25 protein-coding genes are annotated in these 25120 nt (G+C 70.8%); 7 read left to right on the top strand and 18 right to left on the bottom strand.

All coding sequences use genetic code 11. The features are described from left to right. Positions 1-140 precede the first annotated feature (140 nt). On the top strand, positions 141-890 hold the full coding sequence (gene aqpZ, locus H291_RS0115965) for an aquaporin Z (RefSeq protein WP_198012512.1): 750 nt from the start codon (positions 141-143) through the stop codon (positions 888-890). Between the two features lie 84 nt (positions 891-974). On the opposite strand, the gene H291_RS0115960 is transcribed toward aqpZ, so the two are convergent. After that, a complete protein-coding gene (locus tag H291_RS0115960) occupies positions 975-1496 on the bottom strand; it encodes a MarR family winged helix-turn-helix transcriptional regulator (protein ID WP_026365817.1) in 522 nt (173 codons plus the stop codon). Between the two features lie 199 nt (positions 1497-1695). Between H291_RS0115960 and H291_RS0115955 the strand changes: the two genes are divergently transcribed. Next, positions 1696-2247, top strand: coding sequence for a YceI family protein (locus H291_RS0115955; protein WP_020016010.1), 552 nt, complete (start codon positions 1696-1698; stop codon positions 2245-2247). Positions 2248-2378: 131 nt separating this feature from the next. Here H291_RS0115955 and H291_RS0115950 read toward each other — a convergent pair whose 3' ends face one another. The 3 genes from H291_RS0115950 to H291_RS0115940 are packed head-to-tail and all read right to left on the bottom strand — an operon-like array spanning position 2379 to position 4022. Then, positions 2379-3026: a redox-sensing transcriptional repressor Rex gene (locus H291_RS0115950; RefSeq protein ID WP_026365816.1), complete on the bottom strand. Its 648-nt coding sequence runs from the start codon at positions 3024-3026 to the stop codon at positions 2379-2381. Between the two features lie 60 nt (positions 3027-3086). After that, entirely contained in the window at positions 3087-3335 is a 249-nt protein-coding gene (locus H291_RS0115945) for a glutaredoxin family protein (protein ID WP_020016008.1), read from the bottom strand. A gap of 15 nt (positions 3336-3350) precedes the next feature. After that, complete coding sequence (locus tag H291_RS0115940) at positions 3351-4022, bottom strand: Pr6Pr family membrane protein (protein WP_020016007.1); 672 nt, start codon at positions 4020-4022, stop codon at positions 3351-3353. Between the two features lie 78 nt (positions 4023-4100). Between H291_RS0115940 and H291_RS0115935 the strand changes: the two genes are divergently transcribed. Further along, complete coding sequence (locus H291_RS0115935) at positions 4101-4895, top strand: HAD family hydrolase (protein WP_020016006.1); 795 nt, start codon at positions 4101-4103, stop codon at positions 4893-4895. Here the strand turns inward: H291_RS0115935 and H291_RS0115930 are convergent. After that, positions 4892-5794 (bottom strand): LysR family transcriptional regulator, encoded by a 903-nt coding sequence (locus H291_RS0115930; protein WP_020016005.1) that lies wholly within the window; start codon positions 5792-5794, stop codon positions 4892-4894. The two genes, H291_RS0115935 and H291_RS0115930, sit on opposite strands and share 4 nt — an antisense overlap. 197 nt (positions 5795-5991) lie before the next feature. On the opposite strand from H291_RS0115930, the gene H291_RS0115925 reads away from it, so the two are divergent. Then, complete coding sequence (locus H291_RS0115925) at positions 5992-6807, top strand: alpha/beta fold hydrolase (protein WP_020016004.1); 816 nt, start codon at positions 5992-5994, stop codon at positions 6805-6807. Positions 6808-6902: 95 nt separating this feature from the next. Here the strand turns inward: H291_RS0115925 and H291_RS33415 are convergent, their stop codons facing one another. The 3 genes from H291_RS33415 to H291_RS0115910 all read right to left on the bottom strand — a co-directional run bounded on the left by H291_RS33415 (position 6903) and on the right by H291_RS0115910 (position 9407). Then, positions 6903-7001, bottom strand: coding sequence for a 30S ribosomal protein bS22 (locus H291_RS33415; RefSeq protein WP_003792170.1), 99 nt, complete (start codon positions 6999-7001; stop codon positions 6903-6905). Positions 7002-7223: 222 nt separating this feature from the next. After that, entirely contained in the window at positions 7224-7910 is a 687-nt protein-coding gene (locus tag H291_RS0115915; protein WP_026365815.1) for a potassium channel family protein, read from the bottom strand. A gap of 99 nt (positions 7911-8009) precedes the next feature. Then, positions 8010-9407: a TrkH family potassium uptake protein gene (locus H291_RS0115910; protein ID WP_020016002.1), complete on the bottom strand. Its 1398-nt coding sequence runs from the start codon at positions 9405-9407 to the stop codon at positions 8010-8012. A gap of 281 nt (positions 9408-9688) precedes the next feature. On the opposite strand from H291_RS0115910, the gene H291_RS0115905 reads away from it, so the two are divergent. Both H291_RS0115905 and H291_RS30410 read left to right on the top strand, forming a co-directional pair. Beyond that, positions 9689-10864, top strand: a complete 1176-nt coding sequence (locus H291_RS0115905) for an acetoin utilization protein AcuC (RefSeq protein WP_020016001.1) — start codon at positions 9689-9691, stop codon at positions 10862-10864. A gap of 70 nt (positions 10865-10934) precedes the next feature. Continuing rightward, a complete protein-coding gene (locus H291_RS30410; RefSeq protein ID WP_020016000.1) occupies positions 10935-12257 on the top strand; it encodes a phytase in 1323 nt (440 codons plus the stop codon). 57 nt (positions 12258-12314) lie between these two features. On the opposite strand, the gene H291_RS0115895 is transcribed toward H291_RS30410, so the two are convergent. From H291_RS0115895 to H291_RS30400, 10 genes are all read right to left on the bottom strand, one after another. Further along, the gene (locus H291_RS0115895) at positions 12315-13040 is read right to left on the bottom strand and encodes an ABC transporter permease (RefSeq protein WP_020015999.1); all 726 of its coding nucleotides are present in this window, start codon (positions 13038-13040) and stop codon (positions 12315-12317) included. Further along, a complete protein-coding gene (locus H291_RS30405) occupies positions 13037-13816 on the bottom strand; it encodes an ABC transporter ATP-binding protein (RefSeq protein ID WP_020015998.1) in 780 nt (259 codons plus the stop codon). Before H291_RS30405 ends, H291_RS0115895 begins: the two co-directional genes overlap by 4 nt. Before the next feature lie 26 nt (positions 13817-13842). Next, entirely contained in the window at positions 13843-14469 is a 627-nt protein-coding gene (locus H291_RS0115885; protein WP_020015997.1) for a TetR/AcrR family transcriptional regulator, read from the bottom strand. A 156-nt stretch (positions 14470-14625) separates the two neighbouring features. Continuing rightward, entirely contained in the window at positions 14626-15807 is a 1182-nt protein-coding gene (mmsB, locus tag H291_RS0115880) for a multiple monosaccharide ABC transporter permease (protein WP_020015996.1), read from the bottom strand. Beyond that, positions 15804-17384, bottom strand: a complete 1581-nt coding sequence (gene mmsA, locus H291_RS0115875; RefSeq protein WP_020015995.1) for a multiple monosaccharide ABC transporter ATP-binding protein — start codon at positions 17382-17384, stop codon at positions 15804-15806. Before mmsA ends, mmsB begins: the two co-directional genes overlap by 4 nt. A gap of 155 nt (positions 17385-17539) precedes the next feature. Then, on the bottom strand, positions 17540-18715 hold the full coding sequence (chvE, locus tag H291_RS0115870) for a multiple monosaccharide ABC transporter substrate-binding protein (protein WP_026365814.1): 1176 nt from the start codon (positions 18713-18715) through the stop codon (positions 17540-17542). Between the two features lie 254 nt (positions 18716-18969). Continuing rightward, complete coding sequence (locus H291_RS0115865; RefSeq protein WP_020015993.1) at positions 18970-19881, bottom strand: carbohydrate ABC transporter permease; 912 nt, start codon at positions 19879-19881, stop codon at positions 18970-18972. Beyond that, positions 19881-20816 carry a carbohydrate ABC transporter permease gene (locus H291_RS0115860; protein ID WP_020015992.1) on the bottom strand — a complete coding sequence of 312 codons (936 nt, stop codon included), beginning with the start codon at positions 20814-20816 and terminating at the stop codon, positions 19881-19883. The genes H291_RS0115865 and H291_RS0115860 overlap by 1 nt, the downstream gene beginning before the upstream one ends. Then, the gene (locus tag H291_RS0115855; protein ID WP_026365813.1) at positions 20813-22165 is read right to left on the bottom strand and encodes an ABC transporter substrate-binding protein; all 1353 of its coding nucleotides are present in this window, start codon (positions 22163-22165) and stop codon (positions 20813-20815) included. Before H291_RS0115855 ends, H291_RS0115860 begins: the two co-directional genes overlap by 4 nt. Positions 22166-22321: 156 nt before the next feature. After that, positions 22322-23398 (bottom strand): LacI family DNA-binding transcriptional regulator, encoded by a 1077-nt coding sequence (locus H291_RS30400; RefSeq protein ID WP_020015990.1) that lies wholly within the window; start codon positions 23396-23398, stop codon positions 22322-22324. 116 nt (positions 23399-23514) lie between these two features. On the opposite strand from H291_RS30400, the gene arfA reads away from it, so the two are divergent. Continuing rightward, positions 23515-25047 carry an arabinosylfuranosidase ArfA gene (arfA, locus tag H291_RS0115845; RefSeq protein ID WP_020015989.1) on the top strand — a complete coding sequence of 511 codons (1533 nt, stop codon included), beginning with the start codon at positions 23515-23517 and terminating at the stop codon, positions 25045-25047. The last annotated feature ends 73 nt before the right edge of the window (positions 25048-25120 follow it).

Here is a 25120-nt window from a genome sequence, read left to right as displayed (position 1 = left end):
AGTCTCCCATCCGACCCTGGGTGCCCGTGACCTCCGGCGAGTGTGCATTACGTCATCTCGCGCCGATCCGGTTTCGCGGACCTACATTCGGCGGAAAGGTTTCGCCATGAAACCGTCGGATGCAAGCAAGGGGGCTCCACATGAGTGAGACAGCATCGCCTGCCATGTATGCGCGCCTGGGTGCCGAGGCGCTCGGCACCTTCGTGCTGGTGCTGGGTGGCTGCGGCACCGCGGTGTTCGCCGCCAACTTCCCCGACGCCGAGACCAACACCGTGGGTGTGGGCTTCCTCGGCGTCGCCCTGGCCTTCGGCCTCACCGTGGTGGTCGGCGCGTTCGCGCTCGGCCCCATCTCCGGCGGGCACTTCAACCCGGCCGTGACGCTGGGCCTGGCGGCGTCCGGCCGGTTCTCGTGGAGCGACGTGGGCGGCTACGTCGTGGCCCAGGTCATCGGCGGTGTGCTCGGGTCCAGCGTGCTCGCGCTGATCGCGCTGGGCGGGCCCGACGGCTACTTCGACGCCGCGCGCGAGTCGGGCTTCGCGGCCAACGGGTTCGGCGAGCACTCACCGGACGGGTTCGGGCTCGGCTCCGCGATCCTCACCGAGACCGTCCTGACCGCCGTCTTCCTCTTCGTCATCCTCGGCGCGACGGCGCGGATCGCCTCCCCGGGCTTCGCGCCGCTGGCGATCGGCCTGTCGCTCACCCTGATCCACCTGGTGTCGATCCCGATCACGAACACCTCGGTGAACCCCGCCCGGTCCCTCGCGACCGCGATCTACGCGGGTGGCTGGGCATGGGGCCAGCTCTGGGTCTTCATCGTGTTCCCGATCCTGGGCGGCCTGCTCGCCGGGTTCGCGTACCGGCCGATGTTCAGCCGAGTCCTGACGGAGTAGGGCCACCCCATCCCCACCACCCACGTGTCAGACGCACAGATCCCTCGGGTGACCTGTGCGTCTGACACGCGCCGCGGGGCGCGGTCAGTCGCACAGGGCCGTGAGGCCCTCCTCCGTGCCGCCCGACACCTTGGACGACGCCGCGACCTTGGCCATGATCCGGCCGAGCGCCGCGAACTCCTCGGGGTCCAGGGCGTCCACCAGGATCCGGCGCACCGCGGCGACGTGCCCCGGCGCCGAGGCCTCGAGCGCCGTGAAACCGGCGTCGGTCATGGTGCAGTTGACCCCGCGCCGGTCGCCCTCGGCCGCCTGCCGCGCCACCAGCCCGCGTGCCTCCATGCGGGCGACCGTGTGCGTGAGCCGGCTGCGCGACAGCACCAGGCCGTCCGCGAGCGTCGACATCCGCATGGTGCGCTCCGGTGCCTCCGAGAGCTGCACCAGCAGGCTGTACTCACCGAGAGAGAGGTCGAGGGACCGGTCGTGCACCGCGCCGAGCGCTTCCACGAACCGGGCGGTGCCCTCGAGATAGTGCCGCCACGAGCCCTGCTGGTCCTCCGTCAGCCAGACGTCGGACTCCTCGATCGTCTCCGCTGCCACTTCGCCCACCGCCTTCGTGCTCGCCGAGCTGCCAGGAGGGTGACCCGGCGCCCCGGTGCCGTCGTCGTCCCACGGCCCCGATGTGATCTGCGACGCTCCGAGCGCCCTCTAGGAATACGTTACGGGACCCGTTATGTTGGAACGCATCAGATCTAGTTGATCCCTCAACTATCTACCTCAACCGCCGCACCCACAAGGAGTCCCCCTGATGGCCACCCCGCTCCCCGCTGGTCTCACCGCCGGCACGTACGACATCGACCCCTCCCACACCGCTGCCTCCTTCTCCGTCCGCCACGCCGGCATCGCGAAGGTGCGCGGCAGCATCGCGGTCACCTCGGGCACCATCACGGTGGGCGAGGACCTGGAGTCGTCGAGCGTCACCGCCGAGCTGGACGCGGCCTCCGTGAGCACCGGCGACGCCGGTCGTGACGGCCACCTGAAGAGCGCCGACTTCTGGCACGCCGACGAGAAGCCGACCTGGACCTTCTCCTCGACCAGCATCAAGGCCGACGGCGACGACTACATCATCCTGGGCGACCTGACCATCAACGGGATCACCAAGGGCGTCGAGCTCGAGACCGAGTTCACCGGCACCGCCAAGGACCCGTTCGGCAACGACCGCGCCGGGTTCGAGGCCAACCTCGAGGTCAACCGCAAGGACTTCGGCCTCACGTGGAACGCCACGCTGGAGACCGGCGGCTTCCTGGTGGGCGACAAGGTCAAGATCACGCTGGACGTCAGCGCGATCGCCAAGGCCTGAGCCACTCCCCCTGCCGCCGGGTGGGCGGCGCTCCTGATCCTGGTTCAGCAGGCTCCGGGCGACCATCATCCTTCGGGATGTGGTCGCCCAGGGCCTGCTGAGCCGGGATCAGTCGTTTCTGCCGGGAAGGATCAGACCGCGGCGGCGCGGGTGGCCGCGTGGAACGCCAGGATCTGCAGCTCGCCGCCGACGTCGACGGAGCGCACCACCACGTCGTCCGGCACCTGGAGCGCGACCGGCGCGAAGTTCAGGATCTCCCGGACGCCGGAGCCCACCACGGCGTCGGCCACGTCCTGGGCCCCGTGGCCCGGCAGGGCCAGCACGACCATCGAGACCCGCTCGCGCTCGATGACGTCGGCCACCTCGCGCACGTGCTCCACGGTCACGCCGGCCACGTCCGTGCCCACGACGTCGGGCGAGGCGTCGAGCAGCGCCACGACCTGGAAGCCGCGGGTCGCGTACCCGGAGTAGTTCGCCAGGGCGTGGCCGAGGTTGCCGATGCCGACGATCGCCAGCCGGTGCTCCGTCTCGAGCCCGAGGGCGACGGTGATGTACGAGGCGAGCGACTCGACGTCGTACCCGACGCCGCGCGTGCCGAACGAACCCAGGTACGAGAGGTCCTTGCGCAGCTGCGCCGAGCTCACGCCCGACCGCTCGGCGAGCTCCGTCGAGGACGTGAGGTCCACCCCCTCCGCCGCGAGGTCCCGGAGGGCACGCAGGTAGTAGGGCAGCCTCCCCACGGTTGCCGCGGGGACTGTCCCGTCACTGAGCTCGACCACGTGCTGCTCCCCTCCCCGCGACCACTGTGTCGCGGGCGTACGCACACACTGCCTGGACGATCATGCCAGGAGGCGGGCAAGGCGCGCACCGTCCACGCGCCAGAAACCTTGCTGTATCCCGTCCACCTCGAGCACGGGCACGTACTCCCCGTACTTGTCCCGGAGCTCGGGCGTGCTGTCGATGTCGACCTCGCGCCACCGGGCCCCCGAACTCTCGCACACCTGCACGACGACGGCACGTGCGTCCTCGCACAGGTGGCACGCCTCGCGTGTGTACAGGACGACCCGGGTGTCGGCAGCGGTGGTCACGCCCCCGAGGTTACGTCACGCGCGGGGCGCCGAACGGTCGGTGTCCGGCAGCCGCCCGTCCGCCCAGCGCACGCCCCAGGCCAGGACGAGGAACACGACGGCGACGATCGCCGAGTTGGTCACCGCTCCGGCGTACCCGAGCTCGGTCACGTCGAGGAACGGGTACGGGTACCAGCCCGTGACCGCCCCGCGGACGAACGTGTAGACCAGCCACGCGACCGGGTAGACGACGGACCACCACACCGTCCGCGCGCTCACGCGCGGGCGCGGCCCCACCAGCAGCCAGGCGACGACGGCGAACACCGGCGCCAGCACGTGCAGCATCACGTTCGACACCATGCCGGCGCCCGTGAGCTCCACGAGCCCCCGCAGCACCGTGTTGTAGACGATCCCGGTGACCGTGATGCACAGCAGGGCGTCGAGGCGCAGCACGCGGAACAGCGGCCCGTCCCGGCGCGGGTCCAGGGCGAGCGCGAGCGACACCCCGCCGATCAGCAGGTTCGACTGGATCGTGAAGTAGCTGAACAGCCGGACGATCCGCTCGGCGTGCGTGGGGGCCAGGCCGGCGCCCCCGGAGAGGGCCACGACGAGCTCGATGCCGAAGCCGCCGAGCGCGAGGACGGCGACCAGCAGGTGGAGGAACCGCGCGAGCCCGGCTCCCTCGGGAGCCCCGATGTTCTGCGTCACTCCCCGGTTCTACCAGCGCTTCTGCCGGGGTGCCCGGCGAGGACTTGCGTCCTGTGACACGCCGATAGAGTGACCCCCATGCCGTCGACGCACCCCTCGTCCGCCACCGCGGCGTTCTTCGACGTCGACAACACGATCATCCGCGGTGCGAGCGCCTTTCACCTGGCCAAGTCGGCGTACCAGCGCAAGTTCTTCGGTACGCGGGACCTGCTCAGGTTCGGTCTGATCCAGGCCCGCTACCTGCTGTTCGGCGAGAACAAGGACGAGATCGACGTGGTCCGCGACCGCGCGCTCTCCCTCATCGCGGGCCGCAGCCTCGCGGAGGTCGCCACCCTCGGGGAAGAGGTGTGGGACGCCGTCCTCTCGCTGCGGATCTACCCCGGCACCCGCAGGCTCCTCGACGAGCACATCGCGGCCGGCCACCAGGTGTGGCTCATCACCGCCACGCCGGTGGAGATCGCCCGGCTCATCGCGCGCCGGCTGGGCGCGACGGGGGCGCTCGGCACCGTCGCCGAGCACAAGGACGGCTTCTACACCGGCCGGCTCGTGGGCGACCTCATGCACGGCCAGGCCAAGGCCGACGCCATCGTCGAGCTCTCCGAGACCGAGAAGATCGACCTCGACGAGAGCTACGCCTACGGCGACTCGCTCAACGACCTGCCGATGATGCGGTCCGTGGGGCACCCGTGCCCCATCAACCCCGACCTGCGGCTGCGCCGGCACGCCCAGGAGGTCGGCTGGCCCATCCGCGAGTTCCGCGGGCGGTCGCAGCGCGCGGCCGGGCGCGGGGTCCGGACGGCGTCGTGGGCCGGCGCGGCGTGGGTGCTCGGTCTGGTGCTGCGGGCCGCCCGACGCCGGCTGCGGGGGCACTAGGCGGGGCGGTCCGCCACGGCGTCGGCGGCATCGGCGGCGACCGCCGTGAAGGCGCGGATCAGCGGGTTCTGGTCCGCCGTGCGCCACACGAAGGCCCACTGGCAGCGCGGCGCGTCGCGGACCGGCACCCAGACCAGGCCGGGCCGGGAGTAGAACTCGGCCGCCTCGGCGGCGGCGGCGATGACGGCGTGCCCGTCGGTGACCGCCTTGAGCTCGTCGTCCCACGTGGCCACCAGGGGCCCGCGGGGGACCAGCCGCCCCGACGGCGTGCGGAACGGCTGGAACGTCTCCTCCATGGACGCCGGGATGGGCGACTCGTGCGCCACGAAGGTCAGGTCGCCGAAGTCCTCCAGGCCGATCGACTCCCGCGCCGCGTAGGGATGGTCCGCGGCCATGGCGACGATGATCGGCGAGGTATGGGTGATCCGGCCGACGGTGATGTCCGGCTCACGCACCGGCAACCACACGTGGGCCACGTCGACCTCGCCCGCACGCAGCGGGGTGAGCGGGTCGACGGTGTTCAGGTCGCGGTGACTCAGGTCGACGGCCGGGCAGCGGGTCCGGAACTCGTTGATGACGTGGTCGACCATCCAGCCCTGGATGCCGATCGTGCCGAGCGTGAGCGTGCCCGAGACGTCGCGCACCGCGGCCGATGCCTCCTCGATCGCGTCCGTCATCTGCTGGTACGCGGGGCGGAGGCTCAGGTAGAGCCGTTCGCCGGCCGGCGTGAGCCGGACCGTCCGCGACGTGCGCTCGAACAGCGCGGTGCCGATTTGCCGCTCCTGCTTCTTGATCACGTGGCTGACCCGCGACGGGGTGACGTGCAGCCGCTGGGCGGTCCGCCCGAAGTGGAGCTCCTCCGCCAGGGTCAGGAAGATCTCGATGTCCCGCAGCTCCATCGCCGTCCCGTCGCCGTCGTGAACCAGGCGCTCACCGGCGCGTCGTCGCGGCGCGCATCAATGACCCGGCGGGCAACGCTACCTTGCCGGACTCGCCGTTGATCCCGTGGGACGCCGGGAGCAGGCTGCTCGGTGCCGCACCGCCGGCAGCCGCCGAACAGCACCGTTTCGCGGCAGGCCCCCAGAAAGAGGAAGTCATGACCATCGAGCACCCCACCTGGTCCGGCCTGGTGCCGATCGACGACACGGCCCTGGCCGTGACCGACACCGGTGGCACCGGCACCCCGATCGTCTACCTCAACGGCCAGTTCGCGACCCAGGGCTACTGGCGCCGGACCATCACCGAGCTGGGCGACGGGTGGCGGCACATCACCTACGACGAGCGCGCCCGCGGCCGGAAGTCCCGCACGTCGGCCGACTACTCCTTCGAGACCGCCGTGCGCGACGTCGACGCCGTCCTCGCCGCCCGCGGCGTCGAGCGGGCGCTGGTGGTGGGCTGGTCCTACGGGGCGTTCATCGCCGCGCACTGGGCCAGCCGCAACCCGCAGCGCGCGATCGGCGCCGTCCTGGTCGAGGGCGCGGAGCCCAACGACTGGCTCGACGACGCCCTCGAGGTGCGGATCCGCAAGCTGTTCCGGCTGCTGACCCCGGTCACCTGGCTGCTGCGCCCGACGGGCCTGACCCCGCGGCTGAGCGCCGCGCAGCAGGCCGAGAGCAACATCGAGCTCGGCAGGATCGCGCGGGAGAGCGCCCTGGGCCCGGTGCTCGACGCCATCGCCGTGCCGACGCGCTACGTGCTGGCCTCGGGCGCGTCCCTGGGCAGCAAGGGCGACGAGCAGGAGAAGATCCGCGCCAGCCTCGACCCGGCCCTGGAGCGCAACCCGAACCTCGGGATCAGCGCGAAGGTCGCCAGCAACCACGACTGGATCCTGCGCAAGGACTTCCGCGCCGTCGCGGACGCCGTCCGCGAGGTCGCGGCCCTCGCCGCCGAGACGTCGCCCGAGGCCCGGTAGCCCGGCCGCCCGCGGCGGCCGGCCGCCCCGGGAACGAAGAAGGCCCGGCCCCCGAGGGGCCGGGCCTGCTCGTCACGCGCCCGACGGCGCGCGCGTCACTTCTTGTTGCGGCGCTGGTGGCGCGTCTTGCGAAGCAGCTTGCGGTGCTTCTTCTTGGCCATGCGCTTGCGGCGCTTCTTGATGACGGAGCCCATAGGTCCTCGCAATGTTCGGTCGGTCGGTCGGCGGCGGCCCGACGACGGGCCGCGCGGCGAAATGGTCCACGGTTGGTCCGGGACAGTGACGCCATAGTGACGATGGCCGACCAACACGAAAAGGAGTCCGCTACCTAGGCTACCTGCTCTGCCGCGCGCCCCGTAATCGACAGCGGTGTGAGGTGCGCCGGAGCCGCTGCTCGGCCGGCCCGGCGCACCGGGTCACGGCCTGGCCGCGAACCGCTCCAGCAGGTCGGCGTGGCCCGAGCAGACGAGCAGGTCGTTGGCGGAGACGCGGGTCTCGGGCGTCGCGTAGACGAAGTCCACGCCGGGCGACTTCACGCCGATCACGGTGATGCCGTACCGCTTGCGGATGTTCGACTGCGCGAGCGTGAAGCCCTGCGCCTCCCGCGGCGGGCGCATCTTGACGATGGTGAAGCCGTCCTCGACCTCGATGTAGTCGAGCAGCTTGCCGCTGACCAGGTGGGCGACGCGCGAACCAGCGTCGGCCTCCGGGAAGACGACGTGGTGCGCGCCGATCCGGGTCAGGATGCGGCCGTGCTCGGCGGAGATGGCCTTGGCCCAGATCTGCGGCGTCCCGAGGTCCACCAGGTTGCCCGTGATCAGCACCGACGCCTCCAGCGACGAGCCGACGCCCACCACCGCGACGCCGAAGTCCTTGGCGCCGAGCTGCTCCAGCGCGTCCGGGTTGGACGCGTCGGCCTCGACCAGCGGCAGCCGTCCCGACCACTGGGCCACCAGGGTGGGGTCCTGCTCGACCGCCAGCACGTCCTGGCCCAGCCGGTCCAGGGTGGCACCGATCGCCGACCCGAACCGGCCCAGGCCGATCACCAGCACACCCGCGTCCCGCTCGGGCTTCTTCTCCGGCACGGTAGTCCTCTCTTCCACGTGTCAGACGCACAGATCACCATAGTGACCTGTGCGTCTGACACATCGGGCTGTCAGCCGATGTTGTCTGTCGGGTGAGGCCTGCGTTCCGTTCCGGCCTCACCCGATGATGGGGCGTTCCTCCGGGAAGCGTACGATGCGCCGCCGGTCGCGCAGCGCCAGCACCGCCACGACGGTCACGGCACCGGTGCGCCCCACGAACATGAGGGCGGCCAGCACGTACTTCCCGGCGTCGGGCAGGTCGGCGGTGATGCCGGTGCTCAGGCCCACGGTCGCGAACGCCGACAGCACCTCGAACAGCACCTTGGACAGGGGGAGGTCGGTGAGCTGCAGCAGCGCGACGCAGGAGACCAGCACGATGCTCGCGCCCGTGAACACGACCGCGATCGAGAGTCGCAGCACGTCGCGCGGGATCCGGCGGCCGAACGCCTCGATGTCCCGGTCGCCCCGCGCCTCGGCGATGATCGCCAGCAGCATGACGGCGAGGGTCGTCACCTTGATGCCGCCGGCCGTCGACGCCGAGCCGCCGCCCACGAACATCAGCGCGTCCTGGATGAGCCAGCTCGACTCGTGCATGGCGCCGATGTCCACCGTGCTGAACCCGCCCGAGCGCGGCATGATCCCGGCGAACAGGGCGGCGAGCAGCTTGTCCCCCACGCTGAGCGGGCCGAACGTCCGCGGGTTGGTCCACTCCAGCACCAGGAGCAGCAGCGCGCCCGCCACCAGCAGCACGAAGCTGGTCACGAGCGTCAGCTTGCTGTGCAGGGAGAGCCGCTTGGTCCAGCCGTGCCAGCGGTGGCCCGGCCGGGGCAGCGAGCGCTGCAGGTTGAGGATCACGGGGAAGCCGAGCGCCCCGATGAAGACGCCGAGCGCGATCGGCAGCAGGAGCGTCCAGTCCCCCACGTGCGGCATGAGGCCGTCCGGGGTCGGCACGAACCCCGCGTTGTTGAACGCGGAGATCCCGTAGAACAGGGAGTGCCAGGCCGCGGTGCCCACGTTGTCCTCGATCACGAAGAACCGTGGGAAGAGGAGCAGCGCGATCGACAGCTCCAGCGTCGTCGCGGTGATGATGATGACCCGGATCAGCGAGCCGACGTCGCCCAGCCGGCTCGTCTTGGTCTCCGACGCCGTGAGCAGCTTCTGCGTCAGCCCGATCTTGCGCGACACCATCATGCCGAGCAGCGAGGCGACGGTCATGATGCCGAATCCGCCCACCTTGATGCCCGCGAGGATGACGACCTGCCCGTAGAACGACCAGTAGGTCGCCGTGTCCTGGACCACCAGGCCCGTGACGCAGACGGCGGACACCGCGGTGAACAGCGCGTCGACGAAGCTCGCGCCCTCGCCGTCGGCGGTCGCGAACGGGACGAGCAGCAGGATCGCGAACAGCCCGATCACGCCCGCGAAGACGGTGACGGCGAGGCGGGCCGGCGCCCGGAAGGCCAGCTCGTCCACCAGCTCCCGGATGCCGAACAGCCTGTGCCGGAAGATCGGCATCAGCCGTGCTCCCTCCTCGTGCCGGTGTCCCTACGATCGGGGGCCAACTCTGCCACGCCGGAGGGCCGCTGCCGGGCAGAAGTCCCGCGCGGGACCCGTCTTCGCCCCGAACGCGCGAAAGCCGGGATCCCGTCGTCCGGCGGGAGTTCCCGGCTTCACTACCGTTTCCCCCGCAGGGGACGGCACCTCAGAGGGTACGCCGCGCGCCCTCTCCGGGCTACGCCAGCTGCTGATCGTGAACCACGGCGCCCCTCCCCGGCGTGGTCCGTTACCGTGGGCGGGTGCACCTCGCCCGGCTGGTCTGGAGTCCGCGACTCCTCGAGTACGACTTCGGACCCGGGCACCCCATGGCGCCCGCCCGCCTCGACCTGACGATGCGGCTCATCGAGGCGCTCGGCCTGCTCGACCGGCCCACGCTGGAGGTGGTCGACGCCGAGCCCGCCACCGACGCCGTCATCGAGACGGTGCACGACGCCGACTACGTGGCCGCCGTCCGGCACGCCGGGACCACGCTGGAGCCCGACCTGATGCGCGGCCTGGGCACCGACGACGACCCGCTGTTCATCGGCATGCACGAGGCCGCCGCGCGGCAGCTCGGCGGGTCCGTCGCTCTCGCCGACGCCCTGTGGCACGGCGAGATCACGCACGGCGTCAACGTCGCGGGCGGCATGCACCACGCGATGCCGGGCGCGGCGTCCGGCTTCTGCGTCTACAACGACGCCGCCGCGGCGATCCAGCGCCTGCTGGACCTCGGCGCGGAGCGCGTCGCCTACCTGGACTTCGACGCGCACCACGGCGACGGCGTCGAGGCCATCTTCTGGGACGACCCGCGCGTACTGACCGTCTCGATCCACGAGGACGGCCGCACCCTGTTCCCCGGCACGGGCGCCTCGTCCGACGTCGGCATGCCGGGCCCCGCCGAGGGCACCGCCGTCAACATCCCCGTCCCGGCGCGCACGTCGGGTGCGGCGTGGCTGCGGGCCATCGACGCCGTCGTCCCCGCGCTGGTGCGGGAGCACCGCCCGCAGGCGATCGTCTCCCAGCACGGCTGCGACGCCCACGGGCGCGACCCGCTGTCGAACCTGAACGTCTCCGTGGACGCGCAGACCACCGCGCAGCAGTGGGCGCACGCCCTGGCGCACGAGCACGCCGACGGCCGCTGGCTCGCGCTGGGCGGCGGCGGCTACGCCGTGTCCGACGTCGTCCCGCTCGCGTGGGCGGCGCTCGTCGCCGAGGCCGCGCACGAACCCCTGGAGCGCGGGGCCGCGCTGCCCTCCGCGTGGTACGAGGCGGTGGAGGCCCTGGACCTGGAGGCCGCGCACACGCTCGGCACGGCGGAGGTGCCGTTCCGGAGCTGGCGCGACGGCTACGACCCCGCCGACGCCGTCGACCGGTCGGTCCAGGCCACCCGCCGCGCCGTCTTCCCGCTGTGGGGCCTGGACCCACTGCTGGACTGATCACCCGCCGTACCACCGATCACAAGACGCCGGACACGCCCCGTTCACCCCCGGACGGGAACGTTTCCGCATGCGACGTCGCCTCGCCGGACTGCCGGCCACCCTGCTGCTCCTGGCCCTGCTCGCGCCGGTCGCGGCGCCCGCGTCAGCCGTGGCGGACGGCGCCACCGACGCCACCCGCAAGCACCGGACCGCCACCGTCACCACCTCGGTGGAGACTCCGCCGCTGTACGACGACGAGGCCGGCGGCAACGCGTCGGGCGACGACCCCGCGATCTGGGTGCACCCGGACGACTCGGACCGTTCGCTCGTGCTCGCGACGGCCAAGGAGGGCGGCCTCCGGGTCTACGGCGTGGCCGCGACCGAGCTGCAGTCGGTCGCGGCCACGCCGGCCCCGCGCGCGGACGGCGTGCCCGGCAGGTTCAACAACGTGGACATCGCCTACGGCCTGCGCGTCGACGGCCGGGCGACGGACGTGGCCGTCGTCTCGGACCGGTACAACGACCAGATCCGCTTCTTCGCGATCGATCCCGCGGGGGCGGACGCCGCGGTGCCGCTCACCGAGGTCACCGCCCCCGAGCTGGAGTTCCTGTTCAGCCCGGACCGGGAGACCGTCGCCGAGGACCACACGGCGTACGGCCTGGCCGTCTACCAGCCGCGGCGCGGCGCGGCGTACGCCGTGGTGACCCAGGAGGGCAGCACCACCATCGCCACGGCCCGCCTCACGACCGGGCCGGACGGCGTCGGCTACACCGACGTCGAGCACCTGGCGATGCCCGGCGAGTTCCGCCTGCCCGACGGCACCACCTGGGTGCCGTGCGAGGAGCCGGGCGTCGGACCGCAGCTCGAGGGCCTGGCCGTCGACCGGCGTACCGGCACGCTGTACGCGGCGCAGGAGGACGTCGGCCTGTGGCGGGTGCCGCTGCCGCTGGGGTCCGGCGCGCCGCGCCTGGTCGACAAGGTCAAGGACTTCGGCGTGCACGACGCCTACGACCCCGAGTCCGAGGAGTGCGCCCCGGTGGACCCGGTCGCGCCGTCGTACGGCGGGAAGAACCTCACGGCGGACGCCGAGGGTGTCGACATCTGGTACGGCCCCGGCCGCACCGGCTACGTGATCGTCTCCAGCCAGGGTGACGACACCTACGGCGTCTACGACCTGACCGGACACAACCGGTCGCTGGGCACGTTCCGGGTGGCGGGCGACGGCGTGGACGACGTCAACGGCTCGGACGGTCTCGCGGTCTCCAACGCGCCCGTGGGCGAGTACGAGACGGGCCTGCTGGTCACGCACGACGAGCCGGAGACCGGCCCCGACGTCGACCCGGACCGGGATGCCACGGGCTTCTCGTACGTCCACTGGGGCGACGTGGCGGAGGCCCTGCACCTGAGGTGAGCCACGTGTCAGACGTACAGATCACTCCGGTGACCTGTACGTCTGACAGGTGCTGGGTCAGGCCGTGCGGCGGCGGAGCGTGAGGATGCCGAGCACTACCGCGCCCACGATGAACAGGACGATCACCCCGACGGCGCCGCGGACGTCGGACCAGTCGTCCCCGGCGGCGAGCGACGTCATCGCCTCGATCGCGTAGGTGAGCGGGAAGACCCGGGACAGCCACTCCAGGACCTCGGGCATCTGGTCCCGCGGCATGAGCAGCCCGCACGTGATGAGCTGCGGGAACAGGATCGCCGGCATCATCTGGACCGCCTGGAACTCGCTCCGGGCCAGCGCCGAGGCGGCCAGGCCCAGGGTGCAGCCGAGGATCGCGTCGAGCAGCGCGACCACCACGACGAGCCAGAGCGGGCCGGCCACGTCCATGCCCACGAGCACGGCGAACCCGACCACGACGAGCGCCTGCACGAGCGCGAGCGTCGCGAACGCCAGGCCGTAGCCCGCGACGAAGTCGCCCTTGCGGATCGGCGTCGTCATGAGCCGCTCCAGCGTGCCGGACTGCCGCTCGCGCAGCGTCGCCACGCTCGTGACCAGGAACATCACGATGAGCGGGAACAGGCCCACCAGCATCGGGCCGAACTGGTCGACCACCTGGGGCTGGTCGTGGAACATCCAGGCGATCAGGCCGATCAGCAGGCACGGCAGCAGCATGATGAGGGCCACCGTGCGGTGGTCGCCGCGCAGCTGGGACAGCACGCGGCCGGAGGTGGCGAGGGTCAGGGTCATCGTGCGGTCTCCTCGTTCGTCTCGGCCGGCAGCGTCTCGGCCGGTGCGGTCTCGACGGCGTTCGCCGCGTCGATCAGGGCGAGGAACGCGCGCTCGGCGTCCGGGGCCCCGGTGCTGGTCAGCAGGTCGTCGGGCGTGGTGTCCGCGACCAGGCCGCCCGCGCGCATCAGGAGCAGCCGGTCGCACTGCGTGGCCTCGTCCATGACGTGGCTGGAGACCAGGAGCGTGCGCCCCTCGGCCGACAGCCGCCGGAACACGGTCCACAGGTCGCGCCGCAGCACCGGGTCGAGGCCCACGGTCGGCTCGTCCAGGACGAGCAGCTCGGGGTCGCCCACCAGGGCGGCGGCCAGCGACACGCGGGACCGCTCGCCGCCGGACAGGGTGCCCACGCGCTGCTTCTCGTGCCCGCCGAGGTCGACGACGGCGACGGCGTCCGCCACGGCCTTCCCCGGGGACGGGACGCCGGCCAGCGCGGCGAAGTACCTCAGGTTCTGCACCACGGTGAGGTCGGCGTAGACGCTGGCGTCCTGGGTCATGTAGCCCACGCGGCGGCGCAGGGCGGGGCTGCCCGCGGCGTCGCCGAGCACCTCCACGGTGCCCGTGACCTTGTCCTGGACGCCCACGACGGCGCGCATGAGCGTGGTCTTGCCCGAGCCGGACGGCCCCAGCAGGCCGACGACGGACCCCGCGGGCACGTCCAGCCGGAGCCCGTCGATGACCGTCCTGTCGCCGCGGACGACCCGCAGGTCCCGGATGACGACCGCGTTTTTCCTCATGTGAGGAATTGTGCTCCCGGTGCGGGCTACGGCGCAAGACCTCCGGCGTCCGGAAGCGGCCCGGTGAGGTAGCGCTGCAGGGTGGGGCCCACGAGCCGGGCGACGTCGGCCGGGGCGAGCGAGGCCAGCGGCTCCACGGGGATCAGGTACCGGGTGAGCAGCAGGCCGGACATCTGCGACGCGACGAGCCCGGCGCGCAGCGCGGCGTCGGGCACGTCGAGGGCGCGCATCACGGGCGCCAGGATGGCCGCGCCGATGAACTGCGGCAGCAGGCCGCGCAGCTCGGCGTCGGACATGACGGCCGGGATGACCACGCGGACGGTGTCGCCGCCGTCGAAGTCCCAGATGCCGATCACGGCCGCGGCGAGCCGCTCCCCCAGCGACTCGACGGGGCCGGCGGCGACCTGCTCCACGACCTTGTCGGGCTCGATCCCCGCGACCCCGAGCGTCGCCGTCAGCAGGCGCGCCTTGTCGGGGAACCAGTGCCGCACGGTGCCGGGGTCCACGCCCGCACGGCGCGCGACGGACCGCAGCGACGACGCCTCGTACCCGCGCTCGACGAACTCGTCCCGGGCGGCGGCGAGGATCTCGGCACGGGCGTCCTGCCCGGCGGGACGGCGGCCGCGCCGCGGCGCGGCATCAGGTTGGGCCATCCGGCCATTCTCGCCCACCTCGAACGTCGCCGAGGTAGAACCGTGGCGAAGTAGAACCGTAGCGAGACAGAACTCTGGCGAGACAGAACGGCAGGCGCGCTGCGGTTCCATCTCGCCAGAGTTCTGTCTCGCCAGGGTTCTACCTCGGCGGGAGGGTCAGCGGGCGGCCGACGCCCGCTTCTTGTTCCAGACGTCGAACGCGACGGCCAGCAGCAGCACGATGCCCTTGACGATCTGCTGCGTCGACTGGTCGACACCCATGAGCGACATGCCGTTCGAGATGACCGCCATGATCAGACCACCGACCATCGCGCCGGTCACGGTGCCGATGCCGCCGGTCACGGCGGCGCCACCGATGAAGCACGCCGCGATGGCGTCGAGCTCGAACATGTTGCCCGCGGCCGGCTGGGCGGCGCTCGACCGGGCCGAGAACACGATGCCCGCGATCGAGGCCAGGAAGCCCATGTTCACGAACATCCAGAAGTTCACACGCTTGACCCGGACACCCGAGAGCTGCGCCGCGGCGAGGTTGCCGCCGATGGCGTAGACGTGGCGGCCGAACACGCTGTGCTTGGTGATCAGCGTGTACGCGATGACCAGCACGGCCAGGATGATCAGCACGGCGGGCAGGCCGCGGTAGGTGGCGAGGTTCCACGCGAACCACATCACGACGGCGGCGACCACCACGATCTTCAGCACGAACAGGACCGGCGCCTCGACGGTCTGGTTGTAGGCGATCCGGGCCCGGCGGTTGCGCCAGGAGTTGTACGCGAAGCCCAGCACGCCGACCGCGAAGATGACGAGCGTGAAGGTGTCGTAGCCGTAGCCGCCGAGCAGGCCGTTGAGGAAGCCCGAGGCGATGGAGGTGTACTCCGACGGGAACGGCGAGAGCGAGACGTTGTTCAGCACCTCGAGCGTGAGGCCGCGGAACAGGAGCATGCCGGCCAGCGTCACGATGAACGCTGGGATGCCTACGTACGCGACCCAGAATCCTTGCCAGGCACCTACCAGCAACCCGGTGCCGAGGGCGGCGAGCACGCCGACCCACCAGGGCATCCCGTTGCGGATCACCAGCACGGCGGCGACGGCGCCGGTGAGCGCGACCACCGACCCGACCGACAGGTCGATGTGCCCGCCGATGATGATGATGACCATGCCGATGGCGAGGATCAGGATGTACGAGAACTGCAGCACGAGGCTCGTCAGGTTGCGCGAGCTGAGCAGCAGTCCGTCGGTGAGCACGGAGAACAGCACGACGATCGCCACGAACGCGATGTAGATGCCGCTGGTACGGATATTCCGGGTGAACAGTTCCCGGATGTTGGCGATGCCGGTCATGCCTTCGTCTCCTGCGTCTCGCGCGTGGTCTCCTGCGTCATGAGGGCCATGAGTCCTTCCTGGGTGGCGGAGGGCACGTCGACCTCGCCGGTGATTCGCCCGAAGGCCAGGGTGTAGATGCGGTCGCAGATCCCGAGGAGCTCGGGGAGCTCCGACGAGATGACCAGCACGGCCTTCCCTGCCGCGACCAGCTCGTTGATGATGGTGTAGATCTCGTACTTCGCGCCGACGTCGATGCCGCGCGTGGGCTCGTCGAGGATCAGCACCTCAGGGGCGGTGTACAGCCACTTGGACAGCACCACCTTCTGCTGGTTGCCGCCCGAGAGCTTGCCGACCTCCACCAGCACGTTGGGGGTGCGGATGTTCATGGACGCGCGGTACTCCTCCGCGACCTTGAGCTCCTCGTTCTCGTCCACGAAGCCGTTCTTCGACAGCTTGCCGAGGCCCGCCGCGGAGATGTTGCGCCGGATGTCCTCGATGAGGTTGAGCCCGTACTGCTTGCGGTCCTCGGACACGTAGGCGATGCCCGCCCGGATCGCGTCGGGCACGTTGTGCACGTCGACCGGCTCGCCGTGGATGTAGGCCTGGCCGGTGATGTCCCGGCCGTAGGAGCGGCCGAACAGCGACATCGCGAGCTCGGTGCGCCCGGCGCCCATGAGGCCGGCGATGCCGACCACCTCGCCGGCACGCACGTTCAGGTGCGCCTTGTCGACGACGACGCGCCCGGTCTGGGTCGGGTGGTACACCGTCCAGTCCTCGATGCGCAGCACCTCCTCGCCCGGGTGCGACACGCGGTCGGGGTACCGGTTGTCGAGGTCACGGCCCACCATGCCGCGGATGATGCGGTCCTGGATCGCGTCGGACGAGGCGCCCGCCGTGGCCATGTCGAACGTCTCGATCGACCGGCCGTCCCGGATGATCGTGGTGCGGTCGGCGATCTCGGCGATCTCGGCCAGCTTGTGGGAGATCATGATCGACGTGATGCCCTGCTCCTTGAACTGCCGGAGCAGGCCGAGCAGGTGCTCGGAGTCGTTGTCGTTCAGCGCCGCCGTCGGCTCGTCGAGGATGAGCAGGCGCACGTCCTTCGAGATCGCCTTGGCGATCTCGACGAGCTGCTGCTTGCCCACGCCGAGCGCGGAGATGGGCGTCGTCGGCGACTCGCTCAGGCCCACCCGCGCGAGCAGGTCGGCGGCCTCGGCGTTGGTCCGGTTCCAGTCGATGGCGCCGCCGGCCCGGGTGCGCTCGTTCCCGAGGAAGATGTTCTCGGCGATCGACAGGTACGGGACGAGGGCGAGCTCCTGGTGGATGATCACCACGCCCCGCGCCTCGGAGTCGTTGATCGTGCCGAACTCGGCGGTCTCGCCGTCGAGCACGATGTCCCCCTCGTAGGTGCCGTGCGGGTACACGCCCGACAGCACCTTCATGAGGGTGGACTTGCCCGCCCCGTTCTCGCCGCAGATCGCGTGGATCTCGCCCCGGCGGACGGTGAGGTTGACGTCCTGGAGCGCCTTGACCCCAGGGAATGTCTTGGTGATGCCGCGCATCTCGAGGATGTCGGTCGGCGCCGAATCGGCCATGCCAGTCCTTGTCGCGTGCTTGTCGCCAGTGATGAGTTGCTGTGTGCGACGCCCGCCCGTCGGCCCCGGGCCGGCCGGTCAGGACACCTTCGTGTCCTGACCGGCCGACCCAGGGGCCGTGGCGGTGTCGCGCCGGTCTCGCGAGGAGGTCAGACCTACTCGTCGACCTGACCGGAGGCGACCTCGTCCTCGGTGAGGTAGCCGGAGTCGACCAGCTCGGCCTGCAGGTTGTCCTTGGTGACGATCACCGTCGGGAGCAGGTACGACGGCACGACCTTCACGCCGTTGTCGTAGGTCTCGGTGTCGTTCGCCTCGGGCTCGTTGCCCTCGAGGAAGGACGTGGCGGCGGTGACGGCCTGCTCGGCCAGCAGACGCGTGTCCTTGAAGATCGTCGAGTACTGGTCGCCGTCGACGATCAGCTTGGCGGACGACGCCTCGGCGTCCTGGCCGGTGACGATCGGCATCGCGAGGTCGTCCTCGCCGTAGCCGGAGTTGCCGAGGGCCGTGATGATGCCGCGCGAGATGACGTCGGCCGGGGCCAGCACGCCGTCGACGGTCACGTCACCCTTGGTGTACGTGGCGGTCAGCAGGTCCTCCATGCGCTTCTGCGCACGCTCCTGCTCCCAGCGCTGGATGGCGACGGTGTCGAAGTCGACCTGCTTCGAGGGCACGACGAGCGTCTTGTCGTCGAGGTACGGCTGGAGCACCGACATCGCGCCGTCGAAGAAGAACCCGGCGTTGTTGTCGTCGGGCGAGCCGGCGAACAGCTCCACGTTGAACGGGCCCTCGGGCGCGTCCGCGGCCTCCTCGCCGTTCTCGTCGAGGATGCCCAGGCCGGTCAGCAGCGAGGTGCCCTGCTGCACGCCGACCTCGTAGTTGTCGAACGTGACGTAGAAGTCGACGTTCTCCGAGTCGCGGATGAGGCGGTCGTAGGAGATGACCGGGATGTCCGCGGCAGCGGCGGCCTCGAGCTGGCTGCCCAGCGCGGTGCCGTCGATCGAGGCGATGATGAGCGCCTCGGCGCCCTTGTTGATCATCGCGTCGATCTGCTGCTGCTGGGTCGGGATGTCGTCGCCCGCGAACTGCAGGTCGACGTCGTAGCCGGCCTCCTCGAGGCCCGTCTTCACGGCGTCGCCGTCGGCGATCCAGCGCTCGTACGTCTGGGTCGGCATCGCCACGCCCACGAGGCCGCCGGCCTCGCCGTCGCCCGCACCGTCGCCACCGGCGCCGCTACCACCGGCGCCGCTGCCGCCGCACGCGGCGAGAGAGACGGCCATCGCGCCCGTTGCCAGCGCGGCCAGACCGCGCGTTGCCCACAGCTTCCTTGCCATGACTTCTCCTCTTCGAGTGTTGCCCGGGCAACGTCTCTGCAACCCGGCCGACTTCACTTTGTGAACGCAACAGATTGTGAACGCTCACAAGCCCATTGGTCAAAACCGTGTCGGCTGAGAACCGCCACGATCGTTCGGTGACGGGGATCACCGTAGCCGGGGTCGCGGGTAAGTAAGGAGAACTTCTTGGATGGTTACGGCATCGATACAGTCAACTCTTGAATCCGGCGCGCCCGGTCCGGGCGCGCCGGACCTCACCGGACGCTGCCGAGCGACAGGCCGCCCTGCCAGTACTTCTGCAACGAGAGAAACGCTGCGACCAGCGGGACCACCGACAGGAACGAGCCCGTGACGATCAGGTTCCAGACCTGTTCGCCGCCCGCGCCGGCGTTCGAGAGGGCCTGCCAGTTGTAGATCCCGACCGTCACGGGGAGCAGGTTCGGGTCGCGGAGCACGGCCAGCGGCAGGAAGAAGTTGTTCCACGTGGCGACGGTGGTGAGGAGCAGCACGGTCACGATGGCCGGGCGCAGCAGCGGCAGGACCACCTGGAAGAAGAGACGAAGTTCACCCGCTCCGTCGACCCGGCCGGCATCGAGCACCTCCTCCGGGACGGCGTCCTGGGCGTAGACCCGCACCAGGTAGACGCCGACCGGGCTCAGCAGCGACGGCAGGATGACGGCCCACATCGTGTTCAGCAGGCCCATGCCGCTGAGCAGCACGAAGGTGGGGATGACCAGCGCCGTCATCGGCACCATGACCGAGCCCAGGAGCAGCGCGAAGAACACGGAGCGCCCGCGGAACCGGTACTTGGCCAGGCCGTATCCGGCGAGCACCGAGAGCACCGTGGCGCCCACGCCACCCGCGACCGCGTACACGAACGAGTTGCGGAACCACGTCCAGTAGATGCCGCCCTGGTGGGTGAACAGCCCCGTGACATTGTCCCAGAGGGCGAAGTCGGAGCCGAACCAGAGCGCGTCCCCGGCGAACAGGCCCGAGTTGGTCTTGGTGGACGCCACCGCGAGCCACCACAGCGGCACCACGAAGTAGACCGCCAGGATGACGAGCACCACGTGCGAGCCGATGCGGCGGCCCTGGCCCACGGGGCCGGACGTGTCCCGCGCCGTGCGGTCGGTGGTGGCCTTGGAGGCAAGGGTCGAGGTCGCCATCACTTGAGCCCGCTCTGCTTGCGCGTCAGGAACAGGAACACGTACGAGCCCACGAACACCAGGAACCCGAGGGCGAACGCCAGCGTCGAGGCGTAGTTGAACTGGCTGTAGTTGAACGCCGTCGCGAACGCGTACATGTTCGGGGTGTAGTCGGACGGGATGGCGCCCTGCGCGGACGACCGCAGGACCTGTGGCTCCGTGAAGAACTGCAGGGTGCCGATGAGCGCGAAGACCACGATCATCACCATCGACGACGAGATCATCGGCACCTTGATGCGCAGCGCGATCTGTCGCCCGTCCGCGCCGTCGAGCACCGCCGCCTCGTAGACCGAGGGGTCGATCGACCGCAGGGCGGCGTAGATGATGATCATGTAGTAGCCCACCCACTGCCAGGTCACGATGTTGACCAGCGACCCGAAGATGTTGGCGGAGCTGAGGAAGTTCGGCGCCGTCAGGCCCAGCAGGCCGAAGACGTCCTGCGCCGGACCGAACCGGGGGCTGTACAGGAAGCCCCACATGAGCGCCCCGATCACCGCCGGGATCGCGTACGGCACGAAGATCAGCAGGCGCGTGGCCCGGCTGAGCCGCGTGGCGAGCGTGTCGAGCAGGAGCGCCGCCACGAGGGCGACCACGATCTGCACCGGCACCATGACCAGCACGAACCGCAGCACCCGCCACAGGCCCTCCAGGAACACCGGGTCCGTGAACGCCTTGACGTAGTTGTCGGCGCCCACGAACACGCTGCGCCCGGCCGTGGCGATGCCCTTGTTGTGCAGGCTCATCCAGAGCGCGTAGCCCAGGGGCAGCACCAGGAACACGGTGAACACGGCGGCGAACGGCGCCACGTAGACGTATCCCCAGCGCTGCCGCCGGCTGGCGATCTTGCTGGTGGGGCGGGCCGCGGCGGGCGCGGCGGCGCTCTTGCTCAGGCTCATTCGGAGACCGTGAAGCCCTGCTCGGTGGCGTACTGCACCAGACCGTCCTGGACGGTGCCGAGCGCCGTGGCGGCGTCGGTGCCGTTCTGGACCATGTCGTACAGGGCCTGCGTCTGCTGGTCGTAGGCGTAGACCTGGAACGGGCTGAACGAGAAGCCCTGGTACCCGTTGGCCGCGTCGAGGAACACCTCCTCGTTGATCTTCTGGCCGCCGAAGAACGGTGCCTCGAGACCCGTGAACCAGTCCGACTCGAGCATCGGCTTCCACTGCGGCCACAGGGCCGCCTCCTCGACGCCGAGCTTCCACGCCTCGTCGGTGTCGAACAGCTCCTTGGCCACGGTCGCCGCGGCCTCCGGCTGCTCGGACTGCGTGGTGACGGCGAAGGTGGAGCCGCCCCAGTTCACCTGCACGGGGTTCTCGGGGTCCCACTGCGGCAGCGGAGCCGCGCGCCACTCGGCGTCGGCGTCGGCCTCCGAGAGTCCCTGGAGGTAGCCCGGACCCCAGGCGGCCGCGAGATAGACGGCGTAGGTGCCGTCCACGAGCGCCGCGTTGTAGTCGGTCGTGAACGCGTCCTCGGTGGCCACCAGGTCCTCGTCGATCAGGCCCTTCCAGTAGCTCAGGACCTCCTCGGCCTCCGGGCTGTCGACGGTGATGCCCACCTCGGTCGGCTTCGCGGCGTCGTACTGGAACGGCTCCCAGCCGTTCTGGGCGAACAGCGCGTAGTTGAGCGCGTTGCCGTTGGTCGGGAAGTCGGTGATGTGCCCCTCGAAGCCCGCGTCGCGCAGGTCCTGGGCCGCGGTCGCGAACTCGTCCCAGGTGGTCGGCACCTCGACGCCGTACTCCTCGAAGATGTCGGCGCGGTAGAGCATGCCCATGGGGCCGCCGTCCACGGGGATCGCGTAGACCGCGTCGCCGTTGGAGACGTCCGACCAGGAGCCGGGCGTGTAGTCACCCTCCAGCTCTGCGGCGCCGTACTCGGAGAGGTCCACGAGCGACTCGAGGATCGTGAAGGTGGGCAGCACCTCGGCCTCGAGCATGATCACGTCGGGCGCTCCGGTGCCGGCCTCGATCGCGGTCTGGAACTTGTTGTACTCGTCCGCGCCCTGGCCCGCGTTGGTCCAGCAGACCTGCAGGTCGGTGTGGGTCTCGTTGAAGTTGTCCACCACGGACTCGAACGACGGGTACCACGCCCAGACCGTCACCTGGGCGGCGTCCGGCTGCTTGATCTCGTTGGTGCAGGTCGCCTCCGCGGCGCTCCCGCCTCCGCCGGAGCAGGCCGTGAGGCCGACGGCGGAGACGGCCACGGCGGCTGCGGCAGCCACGCCTCGGCGTCGGGCTGAAGTACGCATCCGAGTCCTCCTTGATTCGGTGCTCCGCGGTCGGGGACCACGGCGCTCCCGGCGTCGTCGCCGGGTCACTTTTCAACGTTGTAGGAACGCCGGGCACCGTTCTACCGGCAACCATGCCGCCGTGGCAAGAGGTTCGATACGCCGATCCCTGGTTCGTCAGGCCCAGGTCATGTCGACGGCGACCTGCTCGGTGCCGCCCGGCTGGACGCCGACCACGTCGCCCGGCTCGCCCGTGGACTCGCGGCCAACGATGCGCGAGTCCGGCACCACCCTGCGGAACGGCGCGGGGTCGCCGGACGCGGCGATGCGCTCCAGCAGCAGCTCCACCGCGGTGTGCGCGATCTGGTCGCGCCCGGGGTCCACGGACGAGAGCGCGGGGACCGAGTACCGCGCGTCGTCGACGTCGTCGAAGCCGATGAGCGCCACCTGGCCCGGCACGTCGATGCGGTGGGCGTGCAGGGCGTGCAGCGCGCCGAGGGCCAGCGCGTCGTTGAGCGCGAAGACGGCGTCGAGCTCGACGCCGTCGTCGAGCATGCGGCTCATCGTCTCGGCGCCCGTCGAGCGGTGCCACAGGCCGGCCTCGCCGACCAGCTCCGGGTCGAACGGCAGCCCGGCCTCGGCGAGCCCCTCCCGGTAGCCCTCGGTGCGCAGGGCGGCCGAGCCGACCTGCTCGCCCGCGTGCGCGCCGATCACGGCGATCCGGCGGCGGCCGAGCGACGCCAGGTGCAGGGTGGCCGCCTTGGCCGCGGCCACGTTGTTCATGGTCACGTGGTCGGCGGGCGCGCCGAACACGCGCTCGCCGAGGATGACCAGCGGGAAGTCCACGGAGAACAGGCCGATGTCGTCGGGGCCGAGCGCCAGCGGCGAGAAGATCAGCCCGTCCGTGAGGTGGCGGCGCCGTCCCGAGAGCACCTCGGTCTCCCGCTCGCGGCTCGCGCTGGTCTGCTCGATGAGCACCGTCCAGCCGGCGGCGTCGGCGGCGGAGATGACGGCGTCCGCGAGCTCCGCGAAGTACGGGAGCGACAGCTCCGGGACGGCGAGCGTGATCAGGCCCGTGCGGCGGGTGCGGAGATTCCGGGCCGACATGTTGACGCGGTAGCCGAGCTCGTCGATCGCCGCCTCGACGCGCTCCTTCGTGGCGGCGCGGATGTACGGGTAGCCGTTCACCACGTTCGACACGGTCTTGATCGAGACGCCGGCGCGTTGCGCCACGTCGTGCATCGTCACGGCCACGCTGCCAGCCTCCGGTCGGCGAGTTTTTCCACAGGGTAGAGGACGGGCATCGCTACCGCGTCGTCCATCCGCTAGTGTGCAACGTTGTAGAACCACCGACCGACCAGCGAGGAACAATGACGACCTCCCGCACCCGCGTCCTGCTGCACCCCGACTTCACCGTAGGCACCGTCGACCGCCGCCTGTTCGGCTCGTTCGTGGAGCACCTGGGCCGCGCGGTCTACACGGGCATCCACGAGCCCGGCCATCCGACGTCGGACGAGCACGGGTTCCGCCGTGACGTCGCCGACCTGACCCGCGAGCTGGGCGTCACGACCGTCCGGTACCCCGGCGGCAACTTCGTCTCCAACTACCGCTGGGAGGACGCCGTCGGGCCGGTGGAGCAGCGCAAGCCGTTCCTCGACCTGGCCTGGCGCACCGTCGAGCCCAACCTGGTGGGCACCGACGAGTTCCTGCAGTGGGCCGAGCGCGAGGGCATCCAGCCGATGATGGCGGTCAACCTCGGCACGCGCGGCGTGGAGGAGGCCGTGGCCCTCCTGGAGTACTGCAACGGCGAGGCCGGCACCCGCTGGGCCGACCTGCGCATCGCCAACGGGCGCGAGAAGCCCTACGGGGTCAAGCTCTGGTGCCTGGGCAACGAGATGGACGGCCCGTGGCAGATCGGCCACAAGGACGCGCACGAGTACGGCAGGCTCGCCCGGAACGCGGGCGCCGCGATGAAGCTCGTGGACCCGTCGATCGAGCTGGTGGCGTGCGGCTCCTCGTCCATGCAGATGGAGACGTTCGGCGAGTGGGAGCGCACGGTCCTGGAGTACACCTACGACCTGGTGGACCACATCTCGATGCACGCCTACTACGAGGAGATCGACGGCGACCGCGCGTCGTTCCTCGGCTCGGGCACCGCGATGGACCGGTTCATCGAGCGGGTCGTGGCCTCGGCCGACGCCGTGGGCGCGCAGCGCCGCTCGGACAAGAAGATCACCGTGAGCTTCGACGAGTGGAACGTCTGGTACCTGACCACCCGGTTCCCCGGCGAGGAGAACCTGCCGATCCAGCGGGACGCGCCGCGCATCATCGAGGACGTCTACTCTGGGCTCGACGCCGTGGTGGTGGGCGACCTGCTGGTCACGCTGCTGAACCACGCCGACCGCGTGCCGGTCGCGTGCCTCGCGCAGCTCGTCAACGTGATCGCGCCGATCATGACCGAGCCCGGCGGCGAGGCCTGGCGGCAGCCCACGTTCCACCCGTTCGCGACGACGGCGCGGCTCGCCCAGGGCGACGCGCTCGACCTGCGCGTGACGACGCCGGGCATCACCACCAAGGCGCACGGCGAGGTGCCGTCGGTGACGGCGGCGGCCACGCTGTCCGACGGCGCCGTGGCCCTGTTCCTGACCAACCGCTCCCCCGAGCCGGTCGAGGTCGAGCTGGCGCACCCGGGTGCGGCGCTGGACGTCACCGAGGGCTGGTCGATGACCGCCGACCACGAGGCCGCCGTCGCCGGTCCCGCGCACGCAGAGAAGGTGGCCCAGGCCCACTGGGGCACGTTCGACGTCGCCGGCCGGGTCACGGCGGGCGACGGGACGACCACCACGGTGACGCTGCCGCCGGAGTCGTGGACAGCGCTGTCGGGGGCGCTGGCGACCCGCTAGCCCAACCGCTGGTCGAGCTTGTCGAGACCCGGGAAGGTCTCGACAAGCTCGACCAACGGGGCGACCAACCGGT

The organism is Promicromonospora sukumoe 327MFSha3.1 (assembly GCF_000385135.1).
In the GTDB taxonomy this organism is placed as follows: domain Bacteria; phylum Actinomycetota; class Actinomycetes; order Actinomycetales; family Cellulomonadaceae; genus Promicromonospora; species Promicromonospora sukumoe_B.
Note: the sequence above shows the minus strand (reverse complement) of the source record. Positions and strands in the feature narration are given on the sequence as shown.

Bases quoted from the DNA above. Each gene is read 5' to 3' on its own strand.
- H291_RS0115930 (WP_020016005.1), bottom strand. From the start codon at position 5,794: ATGGAGCTGCGGGACATCGAGATCTTCCTGACCCTGGCGGAGGAGCTC.
- H291_RS30405 (WP_020015998.1), bottom strand. From the start codon at position 13,816: ATGAGGAAAAACGCGGTCGTCATCCGGGACCTGCGGGTCGTCCGCGGC.
- H291_RS0115910 (WP_020016002.1), bottom strand. From the start codon at position 9,407: ATGCCGATCTTCCGGCACAGGCTGTTCGGCATCCGGGAGCTGGTGGAC.
- H291_RS0115885 (WP_020015997.1), bottom strand. From the start codon at position 14,469: ATGGCCCAACCTGATGCCGCGCCGCGGCGCGGCCGCCGTCCCGCCGGG.
- H291_RS0115895 (WP_020015999.1), bottom strand. From the start codon at position 13,040: ATGACCCTGACCCTCGCCACCTCCGGCCGCGTGCTGTCCCAGCTGCGC.
- arfA (WP_020015989.1), top strand. From the start codon at position 23,515: ATGACGACCTCCCGCACCCGCGTCCTGCTGCACCCCGACTTCACCGTA.
- mmsB (WP_020015996.1), bottom strand. From the start codon at position 15,807: ATGACCGGCATCGCCAACATCCGGGAACTGTTCACCCGGAATATCCGT.
- aqpZ (WP_198012512.1), top strand. From the start codon at position 141: ATGAGTGAGACAGCATCGCCTGCCATGTATGCGCGCCTGGGTGCCGAG.
- H291_RS0115860 (WP_020015992.1), bottom strand. From the start codon at position 20,816: ATGAGCCTGAGCAAGAGCGCCGCCGCGCCCGCCGCGGCCCGCCCCACC.
- H291_RS0115935 (WP_020016006.1), top strand. From the start codon at position 4,101: ATGCCGTCGACGCACCCCTCGTCCGCCACCGCGGCGTTCTTCGACGTC.
- chvE (WP_026365814.1), bottom strand. From the start codon at position 18,715: ATGGCAAGGAAGCTGTGGGCAACGCGCGGTCTGGCCGCGCTGGCAACG.
- H291_RS33415 (WP_003792170.1), bottom strand. From the start codon at position 7,001: ATGGGCTCCGTCATCAAGAAGCGCCGCAAGCGCATGGCCAAGAAGAAG.
- mmsA (WP_020015995.1), bottom strand. From the start codon at position 17,384: ATGGCCGATTCGGCGCCGACCGACATCCTCGAGATGCGCGGCATCACC.
- H291_RS30410 (WP_020016000.1), top strand. From the start codon at position 10,935: ATGCGACGTCGCCTCGCCGGACTGCCGGCCACCCTGCTGCTCCTGGCC.
- H291_RS0115855 (WP_026365813.1), bottom strand. From the start codon at position 22,165: ATGCGTACTTCAGCCCGACGCCGAGGCGTGGCTGCCGCAGCCGCCGTG.
- H291_RS0115955 (WP_020016010.1), top strand. From the start codon at position 1,696: ATGGCCACCCCGCTCCCCGCTGGTCTCACCGCCGGCACGTACGACATC.
- H291_RS0115925 (WP_020016004.1), top strand. From the start codon at position 5,992: ATGACCATCGAGCACCCCACCTGGTCCGGCCTGGTGCCGATCGACGAC.
- H291_RS0115865 (WP_020015993.1), bottom strand. From the start codon at position 19,881: ATGGCGACCTCGACCCTTGCCTCCAAGGCCACCACCGACCGCACGGCG.